Below are 16,151 nucleotides of genomic sequence, written 5' to 3'. Positions count from 1 at the left end.
CCACTGCGGTCGGGCCGGCGCGGTCGGTCCATCCGTCGAAGCAGCGACCCGCACGCCATGGAGGCGTCTCATGGGCGTACCCGAACATCCCTGCGCGGTTGTCCCGCGCGAACCCGAACTGCCCCAGACCTACACCCTGTTCACCCCGGGCGGAGCCCAATGCGCCAAGGTGTGCCGGGACTTCGTGCGCGGCACCCTGGAGACCCTCGGGCTCGGGCACCTCGGTGAGGTCGCCGCACTCTGCACCTCCGAGCTCGTCACCAATGTGCACCGGCACGCCAGAGGTGACGTCCACCTTCGGGCGGCCGTCGCCGAGACGCACGTACGGATCGCCGTCTACGACGGGAGCGACCGGCTGCCCGCGCCCCGGCGGGCCCTCGCCGGGGACGACTGCGGGCGGGGGCTCTTCCTCGTGACCGCGCTGTCGGACCTGTGCGGCGTCACCCCCGCCGGTGCCGGCAAGGGTGTGTGGTTCCAGCTCAACCGGTGACCGCGACCATGAGGAGAGGGGTGCCGCATCCGTGCTCGGGGTCACAATCGCCGCCCTTGGATCTCCCGCCCCGGTGACATGGCGCACAGGACCTACGTCACGTACTACACGGAATAGTCGACCCGGAAGGGCGCGCGCCCGGGACCTTCGGCCCGCCACCTCCGGGACCTCCGTCGCGCCCCCGTGAGGTCGGCCCGCGCCCGGCGGGGCCGGGAGTCGAGGGGGCGCCCGACGTGCGGGTAAACCTGCGTCGCCGCCGAACGCCCCTCTTTCCACTCAAGGGGGAATTGTCCGGATTTCAGAGGCTCAAGGGGACTAAATACTGCCGGGCCGCTACGGCTCCGGGTAGTAGAAGGGGTGTTTGAGCATCCGTGGGGACGGGGGTTACCAAGGGATGGCTGACCCGGTGAAGCGCGGTCCACGGGGACGTGGGTGACTCTCACCCGCCCCCTCCGCCCGCCGGGTCCGTTCATGCCCCCCTCGGTCGTCGCGTCAGGCGTCGCCGTCGTACACCCCGGAGGACATCCTCATGCTCAAGCGCACCCAGACCCCCCGCTCCTCGTTCCTCGGCACCCGTGTGGCCGTCCTCGCCCTCGGCGTCGGAGCGTCGGCGGTCCTCGGCGGCGGGGTCTCGGTCGCCGCGGGGGACGCGAAGAGCGGCGGCGCGCTGCCCGGCGTCACCGTGAACTCGGTCAAGGCGCAGGCCGACGCCCAGGCCAAGAAGGCCGAGGCGCAGGCCAAGAAGGCCGCCGACGTCAAGAAGGCCGCCGCCGCCAAGGCCGCCGCCTGGGTCGACCCGGTCAGCAACTACACGCTCTCCGCGAAGTTCGGCCTCGGCGGCAACATGTGGTCGAGCAAGCACTCCGGCCAGGACTTCGCCGTGCCGGTCGGCACCCCGGTCGCCTCCGTGCACGGCGGCACCGTCGTCAAGGCCGGCCCCGTCGGTGCCGGTGACGGCCCCGCGTACGGCAACGCCATCGTGATCAAGCACAGCAACGGCACGTTCTCCCAGTACGCGCACCTCTCCCGGATCGACGTCCGGGTGGGCCAGACCGTCGGCACCGGCCAGCACATCGCCCAGTCGGGCAACACCGGCAACTCCAGCGGTCCGCACCTGCACTTCGAGATCCGCACCAACCCCAACTACGGCTCGGCCGTCGACCCGGTCGCCTTCCTCCACTCGGTGGGCGTCAAGGTCTGACCCGTACGGCCCGTAAGGGTGGTGGCTACGTGCCCGTGTGCGCCCGTGTCACCAGATCGATGGCGACCTCCAGGATGGCCTCGCGCTTCTCCTCGGGGTCGCCTTCGACGTCCTTGAGCACGAACATCCCGCCGTGCATCGTGAAGAGCGCGCTGAAGCAGCGCACCTGGTCGGACATCGCGGCTTCCGGGTCCTTGAGGAGGTCGTAGAGGCCGAGCATGCGGTCCTTGAAGCTCTCGCCGGTCTTCAGGTCGCGCATCGTGGCCTGGTTCTCCTGCATGAAGCGGAAGAGCGGCGCCGCGTCGATCAGGATCTCGCTGTAGCGGGTCAGGACCTTGGTCTTAATCTCCAGTGAGGCCGGCTGCGGCTGCTCGTGGCCCCAGGCGATCAGCTCGTCGATGGGCCTGGTCAGGTCATCGAAGATGCTGGTCAGGATGTCTTCCTTGGTCTTGAAGTGGTAGTACAGCGCCGCCTTCGTGACCTCCAGGCGCTCCGAGATCTCCCGGAGCGACGTCTTCTCGTATCCCTGCTCGGCGAAGAGTTCGAGGGCAACGTCCTGAATGCGTTGGCGAGTGTTCCCGCGGCGCTGCTGCTTGTTCGTGCCTGTGCGCGTGCCCATCGGGGTGCTCCTCGACTCCACTGAACTTCGATTTAACTTACTTGACGCCCGGCTAGTTAGGGGTCTACCTTCCCTCAGTGTAGACAGCTAGCCGGGCGGCAAGTAAGTGCCGGGGTGCCGGTACCGGAGTCGGCCCAGGACAGGGCGGGGAGTACGGGGAGTGGGGAACATGGCAGAGAAAACCAAGGCCGGAGCGGGGAAGGCCGAGCCACAGCCGCGCAGCGTGCGCGTCGTCCTGATGGCGCTGATGATCACGATGCTGCTCGCGATGCTCGACAACATGATCGTGAGCCCCGCGATGCCGACCATCGTCGGCGACCTCGGCGGCATGGCGCACCTGTCGTGGGTGGTGACCGCCTACACCCTGGCGACCGCCGCCTCCACCCCCATCTGGGGCAAGCTCGGTGACATGTACGGGCGCAAGGGCTCGTTCCTCACCGCGATAGTCATCTTCCTCGCCGGATCCGCGCTCAGCGGCATGGCGCAGGACATGAACCAGCTCATCGGCTTCCGCGCGATCCAGGGGCTCGGCGCGGGCGGGCTGATGGTCGGCGTCATGGCGATCATCGGTGACCTGGTGCCGCCGCGGGAGCGCGGCAAGTACATGGGCATGATGACCGGCGTCATGGCGGTCGCGATGATCGGCGGCCCGCTAGTCGGCGGCTCCATCACCGACCACCTCGGCTGGCGCTGGGCCTTCTACATCAACCTGCCGCTGGGCGTCGTCGCGCTCGCCATGGTCACCGCCGTCCTGCACCTGCCCAAGAAGAAGGCGCAGGGACGCATCGACTATCTCGGCGCGGCCCTGCTCACCGTGGGGATCAGCGCGCTCGTGCTGGTCACCACCTGGGGCGGTACGGAGTACGCCTGGGGCTCCGCCGTGATCATGGAGCTCATCGGCATCGGCGTCGCCTCGCTCGTCGGCTTCCTCTTCGTACAGAAGAAGGCCGCCGAACCGATTCTGCCGCTGCACATCTTCACCAGCCGCAACTTCTCGCTGATGGCCGTGATCGGCTTCATCACCGGCTTCGTGATGTTCGGCGCGATGCTCTTCCTGCCGCTCTACCAGCAGACCGTGCAGGGCGCGTCCGCGACCAACTCCGGTCTGCTGCTGCTGCCCATGCTGCTCTCGATGATGGCCGTCTCGATGGTCGCGGGACGGGTCACCACCTCCACCGGCAAGTACCGGGCCTTCCCGATCGTCGGCACCATCCTGATGATCACCGGCTTCTACCTGCTGTCGCGGATGGACACCGAGACGACCCGCCTCACCTCGGGCCTCTACATGGCCGTGCTCGGCGCCGGCATGGGCTTCCTGATGCAGATCACGATGCTCGTCGCGCAGAACAGCGTCGAGATGAAGGACATGGGCGTGGCGTCGTCCTCGGCCACCCTCTTCCGTACGCTCGGCTCCTCCTTCGGCGTCGCGATCATGGGCGTGCTCTTCAACAACCGCGTCGCCGACGTGATGGCCGAGCGGGCCGGGTCGGCGGGCGGCCAGGCCACCGGGGAGACGTCGCAGCTGACCGGACCGCGCTTCGAGGCGCTGCCGCAGGTCGTGCAGGACGCGTACCAGCACGCGGTGTCGGCCGGTACGCACTCGGCCTTCCTGCTGGGCGCCGCGATCAGCGTCGCCGCGCTGCTCGCCGCGCTCTTCGTGAAGGAGGTGCCGCTGCGGGGGTCGGGACCGGCGGACAAGGCCGCCGTCGCCGACAAGGGTGTGGCCCTGGACAAGGGTGCGGCCCTCGACGGTGCGGAGAAGATGGTCGACGGCGCCGAGGCCACGGCCGACGGCGCCGGCAAGACGGCCGACGGTGCGGACAAGACGACCGGGAACGCGGGTGGGGACTCCGCGCGGCCGTCCGGGACGACGGTAGCGGAACCCGTCTGACCTCTGCCTGCCCCGCCTCGGCGGACGACGGCCCCCGGCGCTTCGGCGCCGGGGGCCGTCGTCGTGATCGTGGGGGAGTGCCTCAGAAGTTGTCCGGCAGCTGCAGCACCGGATAGCTCCCCGTGTTCGTCGGCGCGTGCTCCGGCAGCCACAGCACCGCCACCGCGCCCTCGGCCGGCTCGTCGGGCGACGCCCCCGCCGGACGTACGTTGCGGAAGGTGAGCCGCGCGCCGAGCACCCGTGCCTGGCCCGCCGCGATCGTCAGGCCGAGGCCGTGCCCGTGGCCCGCCCGGTCGGCGCTGCCGGTACGGAAACGGCTCGGCCCCTCGTTCAGGAGCGCCTCGGGGAAACCGGGGCCGTGGTCGCGGACCCGGACGACCCGGCCCTCCACGCTGACCTCGATGGGCGGCTTGCCGTGCTTGGTGGCGTTGGCGACGAGGTTGCCGAGGATGCGTTCCAGGCGGCGCGGGTCGGTGGTGACCTCCGACTCGTGCACGACCGTCACCGTCACATCGGTGGTCAGGACCGCCATCCGCCGGGACACGAACTCGCCGAGGGTGATGTCCTGCAGCTCGGCCCGCTCGGCGGCGGAGTCGAGCCGCGCCACCTCCAGTACGTCCTCGACGAGCGTGCGCATCGCCTGCGCCCGGTCCCTGACCAGCTCGGTCGGACGGCCGGGCGGCAGCAGCTCGGCCGCCGTGAGCAGCCCGGTCACGGGTGTGCGCAGCTCGTGCGCGATGTCCGCGGTGACCCGGCGCTCGGCCTCCAGACGCTGCTTGAGGGCGTCGGCCATGGCGTCCACGGCGCTCGCCACGTCGTCGGTCTCGTCCCGCATGACGCCGCCGATGGCCTCGCGGACGCTCACGTCCGTCTGCCCCTGGGCGACCTCGCTCGCCGCCGTCGCCGCCTTGCGCAGCCGGCGCGACAGCTGGCCGCCGATCAGCACGCCCAGCGCGCAGCCGCCGAAGACGACCGTGATCGAGCCGATGACCAGCGCCTGGTCGAGGTCCTTCATGACGGTGGCGCTGCGGTCGGTGAACCGGGAGTGCAGCGAGAGGACGTGCCCGTCCGCCAGCGGCACGGCGGCCCAGATGTCGGGCACGCCGTCGGTCTTCTCCTCGACGAAGGTGGCGCGGCGACCCCTGAGGACCTTCTGCCGCAGGTCCTGCGGGAGCTCGGGGTCGTCGACCTTCGTGCCGAACTGCAGGGTCTGCCGCTGGGAGGCGGAGGAGTAGAGCCGCAGGGCGAACTGGATCCGCTCGTCCTGCACGTCGCGGGCGTTGTCGAGCATCGAGACGCGTGCGGCGTTGTGCACGACCAGGCTCAGCGCGATGGCGACGAGCGCGCCGACCAGTGCGATGGCCGCGGCGATCTTCCAGCGCACGCCCGTACGCAGGCGCAGGCCGGTCCGGAACCGCTCACGGACGCGTTCGACCGCCCTGCGTCCCCCGTTCATATGTGTCGTCCCCTGGGTGCGTCGATGAGTACGCCGAATTGGTCGGTTGCGCTGAACTGGCCGGTTGCGCTGAGTTGGGCGGTTGCGCTCACGCGCCCGTTCACGCCTTGAGTTTGTAGCCGAAGCCGCGGACCGTCTCGATGCGGTCCTGGCCCACCTTCGTACGCAGCCGCTGCACATGGACGTCGACGACGCGGGTGTCACCGCCCCAGCCGTAGTCCCACACGCGCTCCAGGAGCTTGTCGCGGGAGAGGACCGTGCCGGGCGCGGACGAGAATTCGAGGAGCAGGCGCATCTCGGTCGGCGTCAGCGCCACCGGTGCGCCGTCCTTGCGCACCTCCATGCCGACCGTGTCGATCTCCAGGTCGCCGAAGTTCAGCACGCCGCCGTCCGCCGCGTCGCCCTCCTCCTGGCCGGACGCCGCCGAGCCCGTCCCGCCGGCGTGGCCGAAGCGGCGCAGCACGGCGCGGATCCGGGCGACCAGGACGGCACCGTCGAACGGCTTGGTCACGTAGTCGTCGGCGCCGGCCTCCAGGCCGAGCACGACGTCGATGGAGTCGGCACGCGCCGACAGCATGATGACCGGGACCGTGGACTCGTCGCGGATGCGGCGGCACAGCGAGACGCCGTCGAGGCCCGGCACCATCACGTCGAGCAGGGCGATGTCCGGCTGGTCGGCGCGGAATGCCTCCAGACCCGAGAGTCCGTCGGGCATCGCGGTCACCGCGAAGCCGTCACGCTCCAGGGCCAACTGGGTCGCTTCGCGGATGACGTCGTCGTCCTCGACGAACAGGACGTGGGTCTGCTCTGCCATCGGGTGCTCTCAGTCCTTGTCGGTGCGGCGGTGCGGCGGTGCGGCGGTGCGGTGTGCGGGGCTCGTGGTCAGGGAGGGGATCAGTTCGCGGCCGGTTCGCTCGGTTCGTCGACCGCGTTGCCGAAGTCGTTGCGCGTACGCCCCTGCTCGGTGAAGCGGTTCGACGACCAGCGGTACGTGATCACTTCCTCGCCGGATGGATAGGCCACCGAGTCACCCTTCGCATACAGCTGCTGTGTCACGACCAGGTCGCCGCGGTCGATCTCCGCGTAGACGGAGGCGGGTTCCTCGGCCGTGAACACATTCTCGTACCCGCCGCCCTGGGCGCGATACACGTAGCTGCCGATGCCCACCGCGTCGCCGCAGGTCAGCACGTTCACCACGACATCGGACGACGATCCGCCGGTCAGGTTCCCGTACGACACGTCGACCGGGTAGGCCTTCCCCACGCACGGCTTCAGCTCGCGCTTGATGACCGGGCTGACCTTCGGATCGTTCTTCACCAGCCGCACCGCGTCGATCTTCTTCGTCGGCACGGCGGCCGAGGACGACGGGGACGGCGCCGTGGAGACCACCGGCTCGCTGCGGGCGGGACCCTCGTCGCGGGCGCCGGAGCCGCCCGTCGCGCAGGCGGAGAGCAAAAGGCCGAGGGCGGCGACCGCGGCCATCGCCGCGCTCACCGCCTTGACGCTCTTTCTGACCCGGGGGCCTAGGCCGCGCAACTCTCCCGCTCCTCACGTTCGAGCGCGCGGGCGCCCAGGTCGCGGCTCTCCAGCTCCTGGCGGAGCCGGGCGAGCGCCCGGTGCAGCGTGCTCTTGACCGTTCCGGCCGACATGCCGAGGGCGGCGGCCGTCTCCTCCGTGGACATCTGCTCCCAGTGTCGCAGCACGACCACGCTGCGCTGCTTGGGAGCGAGCACCTTCATGATGTCCATCAGCAGCGCGCGGTCCGCGTGCTGCTCGGTGGAGTCTTCCACGCTCGCGTCCGGCAGCTGCTCGGTGGGCACCTCTTCGAGCTTGCGGGCCCGCCACCACTCCGTACGCGTATTGATCATGACGCGGCGCAGATAGGCGTCCGCGAGGCGCTTGTCGGCTATGCCGTCCCAGCGGCCGTACGTCCGCACGAGCGCGGTCTGGAGCAGGTCCTGGGCGTCCACGGGGTCCGGGACCAGGCGTCGGGCACTGCGCAGCAGAGCGTCCTGCCGTGTGCGGACGTACTCCTCGAACTCGAGCACCTCGCCGTGCGCCATACCCAACCGCCTCCGTTCCGTCCCCATTGCCGACCGCTGTCCCTGCTCTGCGGTACGGATATGAAGGTACGGAGGCGTTGTCACGGGGTTGTGCGGAGCAGCCAGCGGCGGACGCACGGCTGTACGTAGGTTGTGTAACAGCCGCGGGCGTCAGGTCAGGGGCAGACGGTACAGGCCGTCCGGCAGTGGCTCCACGAGACCGTCCGCGACCAGTCCGTCCAGCGCGCGGGCCCGCTGCACCGGCTCGTCCCACACCCGGTCGAGCGCGGCCTGCGGCACCGGCGTCACGGCCTCGCGCAACACGGCGAGCAGCTTGCCCCGCACCTGACGGTCCGTCCCCGCGTACGTCTGACCGCGGCGGGCCGGGCCCTCGTGCGCGGGCTTGCCCGCCGTCTGCCAGGCGCACTGCGCGGCGATCGGGCACTGCGCGCAGTTCTCGTTCTTGGCGGTGCAGACGAGCGCGCCCAGCTCCATCGAGGCGGCCGCCCACCGGGACGCGGTGCGCTCGTCCTCGGGCAGCAGGGCGCGGGCGAGCTTGCGCTCGGCGGCGGTCGTCGCGTTCGGCGGGTACTGGACGCCGGTCACCGCCCGCGCGAAGACCCGGCGGACGTTGGTGTCCAGGACGGCGTGCCGCTGCCCGTACGCGAACGAGGCCACGGCCGCCGCCGTGTACTCCCCGATGCCGGGCAGCGCGAGCAACTGGGCGTGCTGCGTGGGCACGTCACCGCCGTGCCGCTCCGTTATGGCGACGGCGGCGCCGTGCAGCCGCAGGGCGCGGCGCGGATAGCCGAGCCGGCCCCAGGCGCGGACGGCCTCCCCGGGCGCCTCCTTGGCGAGGTCGGCGGGGCGGGGCCAGCGGGCGAGCCACTGCTCGTAGACGGGCAGGACGCGGCTCACCGGCGTCTGCTGGAGCATGAACTCACTGACCATCACGCCCCACGGCCCGGCGTCCTCGCGGCGCCACGGCAGATCACGGGCGTGCGTGTCGAACCACGCGATGACGGGGGTGTGCAGGGCCTCGCCGACGGATGCGGGGACGTCTCCGGCGGCGGAGGTGGCGGGGGCGACGGGGGCGGCGTGGGCGTCGCCGGTGGTGTGTCGGGGGGCGGGGCCGTTCGGCATGGGCTTCGTGGGAGCAGTCATGGCATCACCGATCCTGCCACGGGGGTGGTGGGGTGCGGGTCCGCCCACGCGGGGGCCTTTGCGGTTTTACGGGTGGGGGGGCCGGGCGGGGCGGCCTCGGGCCCCGGGTGGGGGTGTTCCCTGCGGGTGGGTGGGGGTGGCCGTACGTCGCCGCTCCGCGGCGGGTGGTCACGGTGGGTCTCTGCCGCCGTCAGGTGGCCCGACCCGTGAGTGCCCGCGCCCCGCCGCTCCGCGGCGGCTTCTCCCACCCGCCCGCCCGTTTGCCCCGCGCCGATTCCGCCGGGTAGGAGCGGGCCGTCGTGTGGTCCCGCCGACGTCGGGTGGCCCGGCCCGTGAGCCCCCCCGCCGCTCCGCGGCGGCCTCTCCCAACCCACCCACTCGTTTGCCCCGCGCCCCGCCGCTCCGCGGCGACTTCTCCCACCCGCCCACCCGTTTGCCCCGAACCGATTCCGCTCGGTAGGGGCGGTCGTCACCGTGGGCCTCTGCTCTGTCAGGTGGCCCGGCCCGTGAGTGACCGCGCCCCGCCGCTCCGCGGCGGCCTCTCCCACCCGCCCGCCCGTTTGCCCCGCGCCGGGGCCGCCAGGTAGGGGCGGGTGGGTGGGGAAACCGCCGCGGAGCGGCGGGGCAGGGGTGGGACGGTGCAGGGGGAGGTGGGGCCGTCGCGGAGCGGCGGGGTGCGGTGGGAGGTCGACGTCTGCGGCCGAGGATGGGGCCCCGCCCCGTGGGTTCGTGCAGCCTGGGCTTGCCGCGCCGGCGGGGTGGTGTGCGTAAGGGTGGGTGGGTGGGAAGACCGCCGCGGAGCGGCGGGCCGGAACGGGACGGTGCAGGGGGAGACGGTCAACCCGTAAGGGCACGGACGCGGAAGGACGAGGACGTCGACCGCGCGGAGAACCTGACGATCGGCAGAGGCGCGGGCCGCCCCACAAAACGTAACGTCACCCCCGTGGAACGACGTACAGGCGAGGGACCCCGCCGAACCGAGGACGGACACATAACCACCCGCACAAAAGGCCACCGCACACGCCCCGCCCTCCTCTGGGCCGCCCTCGCCACCCCCGTCCTGACCGTGAACCGTCTCGGTCTGAACGAACCCCGGCCCCTCGCCCAGCAACTCACCGGCCTGGCCGCCCTCGCCGCCGCCACCGTCCTCTCCCGCTCCCGCCCCCTCCTCGCCTTCCTCCTCCCCGCCGCCCTCGGCCTCGCCACCGCCCCCTCCCTCTTCACCCTCGCCTACGGCCCCGCCTTCGCCGTCTTCGCCCTGCTCCTCGGCCGCCGCGCGGACCGTGCGCGCCCCGCCCTCCTCGCCTTCGGGGGCATCGCCCTCCTCGGCACCGTCAAGATCGCCGTGCGGGACGTCGACCCGGTCGTGGAGTGGCTCGTCCTCATGGCGACGCTGCTCTTCGGCGCCGTCTTCCCCTGGCTCGCGGGCCGTTACTGGCGGCAGGGCCGTGAACTGGCCGCCGCCGGCTGGGCCCGCGCCGACCAGCTGGAGCGCGAACAGCGCATCGTCGCCGACCGCGCCCGGCTGCGCGAACGCGCCCGTATCGCCCAGGACATGCACGACTCCCTGGGCCACGAACTGAGTCTGATCGCCGTACGGGCGGGCGCCCTCCAGGTCGCCCCCGACCTGCCGGACCCGCACCGGGAGGCCGCCGCGGACCTCCGCGCCGCCGCCTCGCAGGCCACGGACCGCCTGCACGCCATCATCGGCCTGCTCCGCGAGGACGGCGACGAGCAGGCCCCGCTGGCCCCCGCGGGCGAGAGCGTCGCCGCACTCGTGGCCCGCGCCTCGGAGTCGGGCCTGGACATCACGTACGTCGAGGAGGGCGCCCCGCTCCCCTCACAAGGCGACCCCGCCCGGACCGAGTTGACCCGAGCCACCGCCCACCGCGTGGTCCAGGAAGCCCTCACCAACGCGGCGAAACACGCACCCGGCGCCCCCGTCTCGGTGACGCTGACACACGACGCCCCCGACAGCCACGCCCCCGCGACAACCGTCACCGTCACCAACGGCCGCCCGGCCCACCCCGGTTCCCCGCCCCCCTCCGGCGGCGGCTCCGGCCTGCGCGCCCTGCGCACCGGCGTCACGGACCTGGGCGGCACCTTCGAAGCCGGCCCGCACGACCACGGCTTCCGCGTGACCGCCCGCCTGCCACCCGGCGGCCCACCCCCGCCGCCTTCCCCGACCCCGCCCCCGCTCCACGCCCGACGCCGCACGGTCATCGCCTTCGGCGCCGCGGTCACCACGGGTGCGCTGCTGATCGGCGGAACCTTCGCCTGGTACGCGTACTCCCGCACCCACTCCGTCCTGGACCCCGCCGACTACGCGCGCCTGCGCATCGGCGAGACCCGCACCGAAGTGGAGCGCGTACTCCCGGAGCGGACCGTCTCCGACCCGCCACTGGAGCGGGCGCCGACGCCGCCACCCACGGGCGCCGACTGCGCGTACTACCGCGCGAGCGGCGAACTGTTCACCGCGGTCACCCACTTCAGGCTCTGCTTCACCCGCCACGGCACCCTCGTGGACAAGGCCGTCATCCCCACGGCGGGCGAGGCCGACGAGAACAGAAGAACAAGAGAGACAACAAGAGGGACAGGGAGCGCGCACGGTGAATGACGAGAACAGCGACCAGGGGAAATCCACCATCCGCGTCCTGCTCGCCGACGACGAGGCCATGATCCGCGCCGGCGTGCGTGCCATCCTCTCCGCGGGCCGCGGCATCGAGGTCGTCGCGGAGGCCGGCGACGGTCGCGAGGCGGTGGCGCTCGCGCAGGCCCACCGGCCCGACGTCGCCCTGCTCGACATCCGCATGCCCCGCCTCGACGGCCTCGCCGCCGGCGAGGAGATCGTCCGTACGCTGCCCGGCACCGGTGTCGCGATGCTGACGACCTTCTCCGAGGACGCCTACATCGCGCGGGCCCTGAGCGGCGGGGCCACCGGCTTCCTCCTGAAGTCCGGCGACCCGCACGAACTCATCGCGGGTGTACGGGCGGTGGCGGGCGGCGCCGCGTTCCTCTCGCCCCGGGTCGCCCGGCACGTCATCGACGGTGTCGGCGCCCGGCGGCTCGGCCGGGGCGTCACCGCCCGCGCCCGCGTCGAGGCCCTCACCCCGCGCGAGCGCGAGGTGCTCGGCCTGGTCGGGGCGGGCCTGTCCAACCCGGAGATCGCGGCCCGGCTGCACCTCGTGGAAGGCACGGTGAAGGCGTATGTGAGCGCGGTCCTCGACCGGCTGGGGGTCAAGAACCGCGTCCAGGCGGCGATCGTCGCGTACGAAGCGGGGCTTGTCCCGGACGGAGCCTGACCGGCCGCGACCGGCTCAGTGCCGGGGCATGTCGTCGCGACGGAAGCTCATGGTCGGCGCGTCGTACGCCGCCGGGTCGTACGCCTCGTGCGGCGCAGCGCCATGAGGCGGAACCTGCCCTTGCGCCGCGTAGGGAGTCGAGGCGGAGGCGGACACCGCGGCGCGCCGGGGTCCCGGGCCCGCGAACCACTTCACGATCCCCGTCGACGAGCCCCGCATGGCCAGAGTGATCCGCGCCACGGGCCGCGTCATGATCCGCACGAGCACGAAGACGATCAGCGCGCCGAAGACCAGACCCACCGCCACGTCGTGCGGGTAGTGCACGCCGACGAAGACCCGCGAGAAGGCCATGAGCACGGCCATCGGCACCGTCAGGGCCGCGATGCGCGGCCAGGCGAGCGCGAGGCCGACGGCCGCGGCGCCCGCGATCGTCGAGTGGTTGCTGGGGAAGGACCAGTCGCCGTGCGGCGGGCACTGGACGAGGGGGTTCAGCGCGCCGGTCACGGCCCGGCAGGGGCGTTCCTCGTCGATCGCGGACTTGACCACCTCGCTGCACACATACGCCACCGCGGTGGTCAGCGGAGCGAGCACCGCGATCGCCAGGGCGCGGGGCTCCCCGCGCCGGGCCCGCCACCAGGCGACGATGAAGAGCACGCCGAAGAGCAGCAGGCCGAGCTCCGTCCACACCTCCGCGAGGTGCTGGAACCACGACGGTGTGTCGTGGGCGAAGTCGGTGATGTCGCGGTAGAGGTCGTCGCTCATGGTGTCCATGATTGCGGACGGTACGGAGTGCGGCCCAATCGTCACACCTGGCGTTCGTCCGGTCACAGCCCCTGACGATGGACAGGGGTGGGGGACGGTTCGGATGGCGCGGACCGCGATTCCGGAATGATGATCGGCAAACTTTGTCGCTCAAGGCGGCGGGTGGGGCGGGAGAAGGAGCGGATCTCTCGTAAGGTTTGGGCGTGGGATCTCTGCGCAATCCGGTCGGGCCGCTTCCCTCCACCATCTACTGGCGTCGGAGGGCCGTTCTGCTGTCCGTATTCGGCCTGCTGGCGCTCCTTGTCGTCTGGGTCGTCACCTCCGGTGGCGGCGGCGGCAAGAACAACGCCGACGGTCCTGGCGGCAACGGACCCGCCACGTCCATCACTCCCGGCCCCACCGGGTCCGGACCCGCGATCAGCCAACACCCGGGCGGGCGGGACGAGTCGAGCGAGGGCTCCGGCTCCGGTTCGGGCGGTTCCAGCGGCTCGGGCTCCGGAGGTTCGGGCGGTTCCGGTGGCTCCGGCGGCTCGGCGGGTTCGGGCTCCGGCGGTGCCGGTGGCTCCGACGACGGCAAGGGCGGTGGCGGCGGCGGTGGTTCGGCCGACCGGCTGCCGGCCGGTTCGCGGCTGCCCAACTGCACCAGTGGTGTCGTGAAGTTGACCGTGCGCAGCATCGAGAACCGGTACGCGGTCGACGAGAAACCGAAGTTCGAGCTGATCGCCGAGAACAGCGGAGGCAAGGCCTGCAAGGTCGATCTCGGCGGCAAGGGAACGGTCCTGACGATCACTCAGGCCGACGGCGACGAGAAGTTCTGGTCCTCGGCCGACTGCCCGTCCGGCAACGGCAGCCTGCTGCTGCGGGTGCCGGGAGAGGGCCGCATCACGCACGAGGTCCGGTGGGACCGGCGGGCCAGCGCCCCGGAGTGCGCGACGCCTTCGGCGGGATCGGCGAAGGCGGGGACGTATCTGGTCGAGGCGAAGGCGCCTGGGCTGGGGACGGCCCGAGCGTCATTCGTCCTCGAAAAGGACTGACCCTGGGCGGGTGGGCCGGGGCGTTGTCAGGCGTACGGGGGCGGTGACTTCGGTGGGTCGGTGCCTTTTGGCGGTTGCCGGGGCCGTCCGGGGTTTTGCGGAGTGTGGCGGTTCCGGGCCAGCAGTAAAGGGCGCCCTTCGGGCGTCGGCTTCGCCGATTCCGCTGCGCTCCACCCTTGACTCCCGTCCCTCCACCGCGACCTGAACTTCGACCCGGACGGCCAGGGGTGGGGCCGGCGGGAACCGGGGGATGGGTCGTCACGTCTCGCTGCCGGGTGCGGCCCGTCTCAACGTACGCCGACGTCCCGGTCGGGGCGGAACTCATCGGCTTCGCTGCTCGGGTCATCCCATTTCGCTGCCGGGTGCGGACCGGCCCATCGTGGGCGCGTGTCAGGGGCGAGGTGCTGTTGGGTCCGGGGGCTACCTATTTCGGGCCGGGCCGGGCCGGGCCGGGCCGGGTTGGGTTGGGCTGGCTCCCTGGCACCTACTTCGGGAAAGTTGCGAATGGGTCCGCCGCGCGCCCCCCTCACATCACCAACGCGCCCCGTCCGAGCTCGGGAGTGGGGAGTTCTTCTGGGGGCGCTCGGGTGTGGAAGGGGGCGCGCGGCACCTCACTTCGCAACTTTCCCAAAGTAGGTGACGGAGAGGGGCGGGGCTGCCGGTCGGCAATACCCAGTGGCCGGTGGCCGGTGGCCCGAGCGTCGAGGCAAGCCGATGGGCCCCACCCCAACCGTGGCGTGCACTCGCGTTGGGCCGGGCCGCACCCGGCAGCGAAAGGTGATGACCCAACCCCCCGTTCCCGTCGGCCCCACCCCTGGCCGTCCGGGTCAATGGTCAAGCTGCGGTGGAGGGACGGGAGTCAAGGGTGGAGCGCAGCGGAATCGGCGAAGCCGACGCGTAGCGCAGCGGAGCGCCCTTTACTGCCGGCCCGGAACCGCCACACTCCGCAAAACCCCGGACGGCCCCGGCAACCCCCAAAAAGCACCGGCCCACCAACGTCACCGCCCGGCACCCCTCAACGCCCCGGCCCAGCGACTAGACGTAACGCTCCAAGATCGAAGACTCCGCCAACCGCGAAAGCCCCTCCCGTACGCTCCGCGCCCGCGCCTCGCCGACGCCGTCCACCGTCTGGAGGTCGTCCACGCTGGCGGCGAGCAGCTTCTGCAGGCCGCCGAAGTGCTCGACCAGGCGGTCGATGATCGCGCCGGGGAGCCGGGGGACCTTGGCGAGGAGGCGGAAGCCCCGCGGGGACACCGCGGAGTCCAGCGCCTCCGGCGAGCCCGTGTAGCCCAGCGCACGCGCCACCGTGGGCAGTTCGAGGAGCTCCGCGTGCGTGAGGGAGTCCAGCTCCGCGAGCGCCTCGTCGACCGTGCGCGACCGCTTGGCCGTCGGCTCGGGCACGTAGTCCCTGACGACCAGCTCCCGCTCCGGCTCGACGCCCGCGATCAACTCGTCCAGCTGCAGGGCGAGAAGCCGCCCGTCCGTGCCGAGCTCCACCACGTACTCGGCGATCTCCGTGGCGATGCGCCGCACCATCTCCAGGCGCTGCGCGACCGCCGTGACGTCCCGCACCGTCACCAGGTCCTCGATCTCCAGCGCGGAGAGCGTGCCCGCGACCTCGTCGAGGCGGAGCTTGTACCGCTCCAGGGTGGCCAGCGCCTGGTTGGCGCGGGAGAGGATCGCCGCCGAGTCCTCCAGGACGCGGCGCTGCCCGTCCACGTACAACGCGATCAGCCGCATCGACTGGGAGACGGAGACGACCGGGAAGCCGACCTGCTTGCTCACGCGGTCCGCCGTGCGGTGCCGCGTGCCGGTCTCCTCCGTGGGGATCGTCGGGTCCGGCACCAGCTGCACGCCGGCCCGCAGGATCTTGGTGATGTCCTTGTCCAGGACGATGCCGCCGTCGAGCTTGCACAGCTCACGCAGGCGCGTCGCCGTGAACTCCACGTCCAGGATGAAGCCGCCCGTGCACATCGACTCGACCGTCTTGTCCCAGCCGAGGACGATCAGACCGCCGGTGTTGCCGCGCAGGATGCGCTCAAGGCCGTCACGGAGTGCCTGGCCGGGTGCGACGGCGCTCAGAGAGGCGCGCATCAGCACATCGGCGCCGGAACTGGAACCCGGCTTGCCGGGAACCGCTCCCCGGTCGTTGGCTGCCACTGCACTCCCTCGGTCGCAGGTTGTCCGAGC

General features: G+C 71.9%; 14 protein-coding genes. 6 read left to right on the top strand and 8 right to left on the bottom strand.

What is annotated here, in order from left to right:
• The first annotated feature begins 70 nt into the window (after positions 1 to 70).
• Positions 71 to 490, top strand: a complete 420-nt coding sequence (locus tag ACFYO9_RS25995; RefSeq protein ID WP_358778468.1) for an ATP-binding protein — start codon at positions 71 to 73, stop codon at positions 488 to 490.
• Positions 491 to 1,019: 529 nt separating this feature from the next.
• Positions 1,020 to 1,691, top strand: a complete 672-nt coding sequence (locus ACFYO9_RS25990) for a M23 family metallopeptidase (protein WP_355811214.1) — start codon at positions 1,020 to 1,022, stop codon at positions 1,689 to 1,691.
• A 25-nt stretch (positions 1,692 to 1,716) separates the two neighbouring features.
• On the opposite strand, the gene ACFYO9_RS25985 is transcribed toward ACFYO9_RS25990, so the two are convergent.
• On the bottom strand, positions 1,717 to 2,310 hold the full coding sequence (locus ACFYO9_RS25985; protein ID WP_358778467.1) for a helix-turn-helix domain-containing protein: 594 nt from the start codon (positions 2,308 to 2,310) through the stop codon (positions 1,717 to 1,719).
• A gap of 169 nt (positions 2,311 to 2,479) precedes the next feature.
• On the opposite strand from ACFYO9_RS25985, the gene ACFYO9_RS25980 reads away from it, so the two are divergent.
• Positions 2,480 to 4,201, top strand: a complete 1,722-nt coding sequence (locus tag ACFYO9_RS25980) for an MDR family MFS transporter (protein WP_358709813.1) — start codon at positions 2,480 to 2,482, stop codon at positions 4,199 to 4,201.
• An 82-nt stretch (positions 4,202 to 4,283) separates the two neighbouring features.
• Here the strand turns inward: ACFYO9_RS25980 and cseC are convergent, their stop codons facing one another.
• The 5 genes from cseC to ACFYO9_RS25955 all read right to left on the bottom strand — a co-directional run bounded on the left by cseC (position 4,284) and on the right by ACFYO9_RS25955 (position 8,863).
• Positions 4,284 to 5,657, bottom strand: coding sequence for a two-component system sensor histidine kinase CseC (gene cseC, locus ACFYO9_RS25975; protein WP_358778466.1), 1,374 nt, complete (start codon positions 5,655 to 5,657; stop codon positions 4,284 to 4,286).
• Positions 5,658 to 5,757: 100 nt separating this feature from the next.
• The gene (gene cseB, locus ACFYO9_RS25970) at positions 5,758 to 6,471 is read right to left on the bottom strand and encodes a two-component system response regulator CseB (protein ID WP_355811225.1); all 714 of its coding nucleotides are present in this window, start codon (positions 6,469 to 6,471) and stop codon (positions 5,758 to 5,760) included.
• Between the two features lie 80 nt (positions 6,472 to 6,551).
• Positions 6,552 to 7,139: a hypothetical protein gene (locus tag ACFYO9_RS25965; RefSeq protein WP_355811409.1), complete on the bottom strand. Its 588-nt coding sequence runs from the start codon at positions 7,137 to 7,139 to the stop codon at positions 6,552 to 6,554.
• A gap of 41 nt (positions 7,140 to 7,180) precedes the next feature.
• Positions 7,181 to 7,720: a SigE family RNA polymerase sigma factor gene (locus tag ACFYO9_RS25960; protein WP_358778465.1), complete on the bottom strand. Its 540-nt coding sequence runs from the start codon at positions 7,718 to 7,720 to the stop codon at positions 7,181 to 7,183.
• A gap of 150 nt (positions 7,721 to 7,870) precedes the next feature.
• Complete coding sequence (locus tag ACFYO9_RS25955; RefSeq protein WP_358778464.1) at positions 7,871 to 8,863, bottom strand: A/G-specific adenine glycosylase; 993 nt, start codon at positions 8,861 to 8,863, stop codon at positions 7,871 to 7,873.
• 943 nt (positions 8,864 to 9,806) lie between these two features.
• On the opposite strand from ACFYO9_RS25955, the gene ACFYO9_RS25950 reads away from it, so the two are divergent.
• Both ACFYO9_RS25950 and ACFYO9_RS25945 read left to right on the top strand, forming a co-directional pair.
• Positions 9,807 to 11,480: a histidine kinase gene (locus tag ACFYO9_RS25950; RefSeq protein WP_358778463.1), complete on the top strand. Its 1,674-nt coding sequence runs from the start codon at positions 9,807 to 9,809 to the stop codon at positions 11,478 to 11,480.
• 58 nt (positions 11,481 to 11,538) lie between these two features.
• A complete protein-coding gene (locus ACFYO9_RS25945; protein WP_388666651.1) occupies positions 11,539 to 12,165 on the top strand; it encodes a response regulator in 627 nt (208 codons plus the stop codon).
• A 15-nt stretch (positions 12,166 to 12,180) separates the two neighbouring features.
• Here ACFYO9_RS25945 and ACFYO9_RS25940 read toward each other — a convergent pair whose 3' ends face one another.
• A complete protein-coding gene (locus ACFYO9_RS25940; RefSeq protein WP_358778461.1) occupies positions 12,181 to 12,936 on the bottom strand; it encodes a phosphatase PAP2 family protein in 756 nt (251 codons plus the stop codon).
• 194 nt (positions 12,937 to 13,130) lie between these two features.
• On the opposite strand from ACFYO9_RS25940, the gene ACFYO9_RS25935 reads away from it, so the two are divergent.
• Positions 13,131 to 13,961, top strand: a complete 831-nt coding sequence (locus ACFYO9_RS25935) for a hypothetical protein (protein WP_358778460.1) — start codon at positions 13,131 to 13,133, stop codon at positions 13,959 to 13,961.
• 1,035 nt (positions 13,962 to 14,996) lie between these two features.
• On the opposite strand, the gene disA is transcribed toward ACFYO9_RS25935, so the two are convergent.
• On the bottom strand, positions 14,997 to 16,121 hold the full coding sequence (gene disA / locus ACFYO9_RS25930; protein ID WP_355811238.1) for a DNA integrity scanning diadenylate cyclase DisA: 1,125 nt from the start codon (positions 16,119 to 16,121) through the stop codon (positions 14,997 to 14,999).
• Between the last annotated feature and the right edge of the window lie 30 nt (positions 16,122 to 16,151).

The organism is Streptomyces sp. NPDC005863, from assembly GCF_042871345.1.
In the GTDB taxonomy this organism is placed as follows: Bacteria; Actinomycetota; Actinomycetes; order Streptomycetales; family Streptomycetaceae; genus Streptomyces.
This window is presented reverse-complemented; position numbering and strand designations above follow the sequence as displayed.

What these genes read in the sequence shown, in the direction of transcription:
- ACFYO9_RS25995 (WP_358778468.1), top strand. Translation starts at nt 71, where the DNA reads ATGGGCGTACCCGAACATCCCTGCGCGGTTGTCCCGCGCGAACCCGAA.
- ACFYO9_RS25990 (WP_355811214.1), top strand. Translation starts at nt 1,020, where the DNA reads ATGCTCAAGCGCACCCAGACCCCCCGCTCCTCGTTCCTCGGCACCCGT.
- ACFYO9_RS25985 (WP_358778467.1), bottom strand. Translation starts at nt 2,310, where the DNA reads ATGGGCACGCGCACAGGCACGAACAAGCAGCAGCGCCGCGGGAACACT.
- ACFYO9_RS25980 (WP_358709813.1), top strand. Translation starts at nt 2,480, where the DNA reads ATGGCAGAGAAAACCAAGGCCGGAGCGGGGAAGGCCGAGCCACAGCCG.
- cseC (WP_358778466.1), bottom strand. Translation starts at nt 5,657, where the DNA reads ATGAACGGGGGACGCAGGGCGGTCGAACGCGTCCGTGAGCGGTTCCGG.
- cseB (WP_355811225.1), bottom strand. Translation starts at nt 6,471, where the DNA reads ATGGCAGAGCAGACCCACGTCCTGTTCGTCGAGGACGACGACGTCATC.
- ACFYO9_RS25965 (WP_355811409.1), bottom strand. Translation starts at nt 7,139, where the DNA reads ATGGCCGCGGTCGCCGCCCTCGGCCTTTTGCTCTCCGCCTGCGCGACG.
- ACFYO9_RS25960 (WP_358778465.1), bottom strand. Translation starts at nt 7,720, where the DNA reads ATGGCGCACGGCGAGGTGCTCGAGTTCGAGGAGTACGTCCGCACACGG.
- ACFYO9_RS25955 (WP_358778464.1), bottom strand. Translation starts at nt 8,863, where the DNA reads ATGACTGCTCCCACGAAGCCCATGCCGAACGGCCCCGCCCCCCGACAC.
- ACFYO9_RS25945 (WP_388666651.1), top strand. Translation starts at nt 11,539, where the DNA reads ATGATCCGCGCCGGCGTGCGTGCCATCCTCTCCGCGGGCCGCGGCATC.
- ACFYO9_RS25940 (WP_358778461.1), bottom strand. Translation starts at nt 12,936, where the DNA reads ATGGACACCATGAGCGACGACCTCTACCGCGACATCACCGACTTCGCC.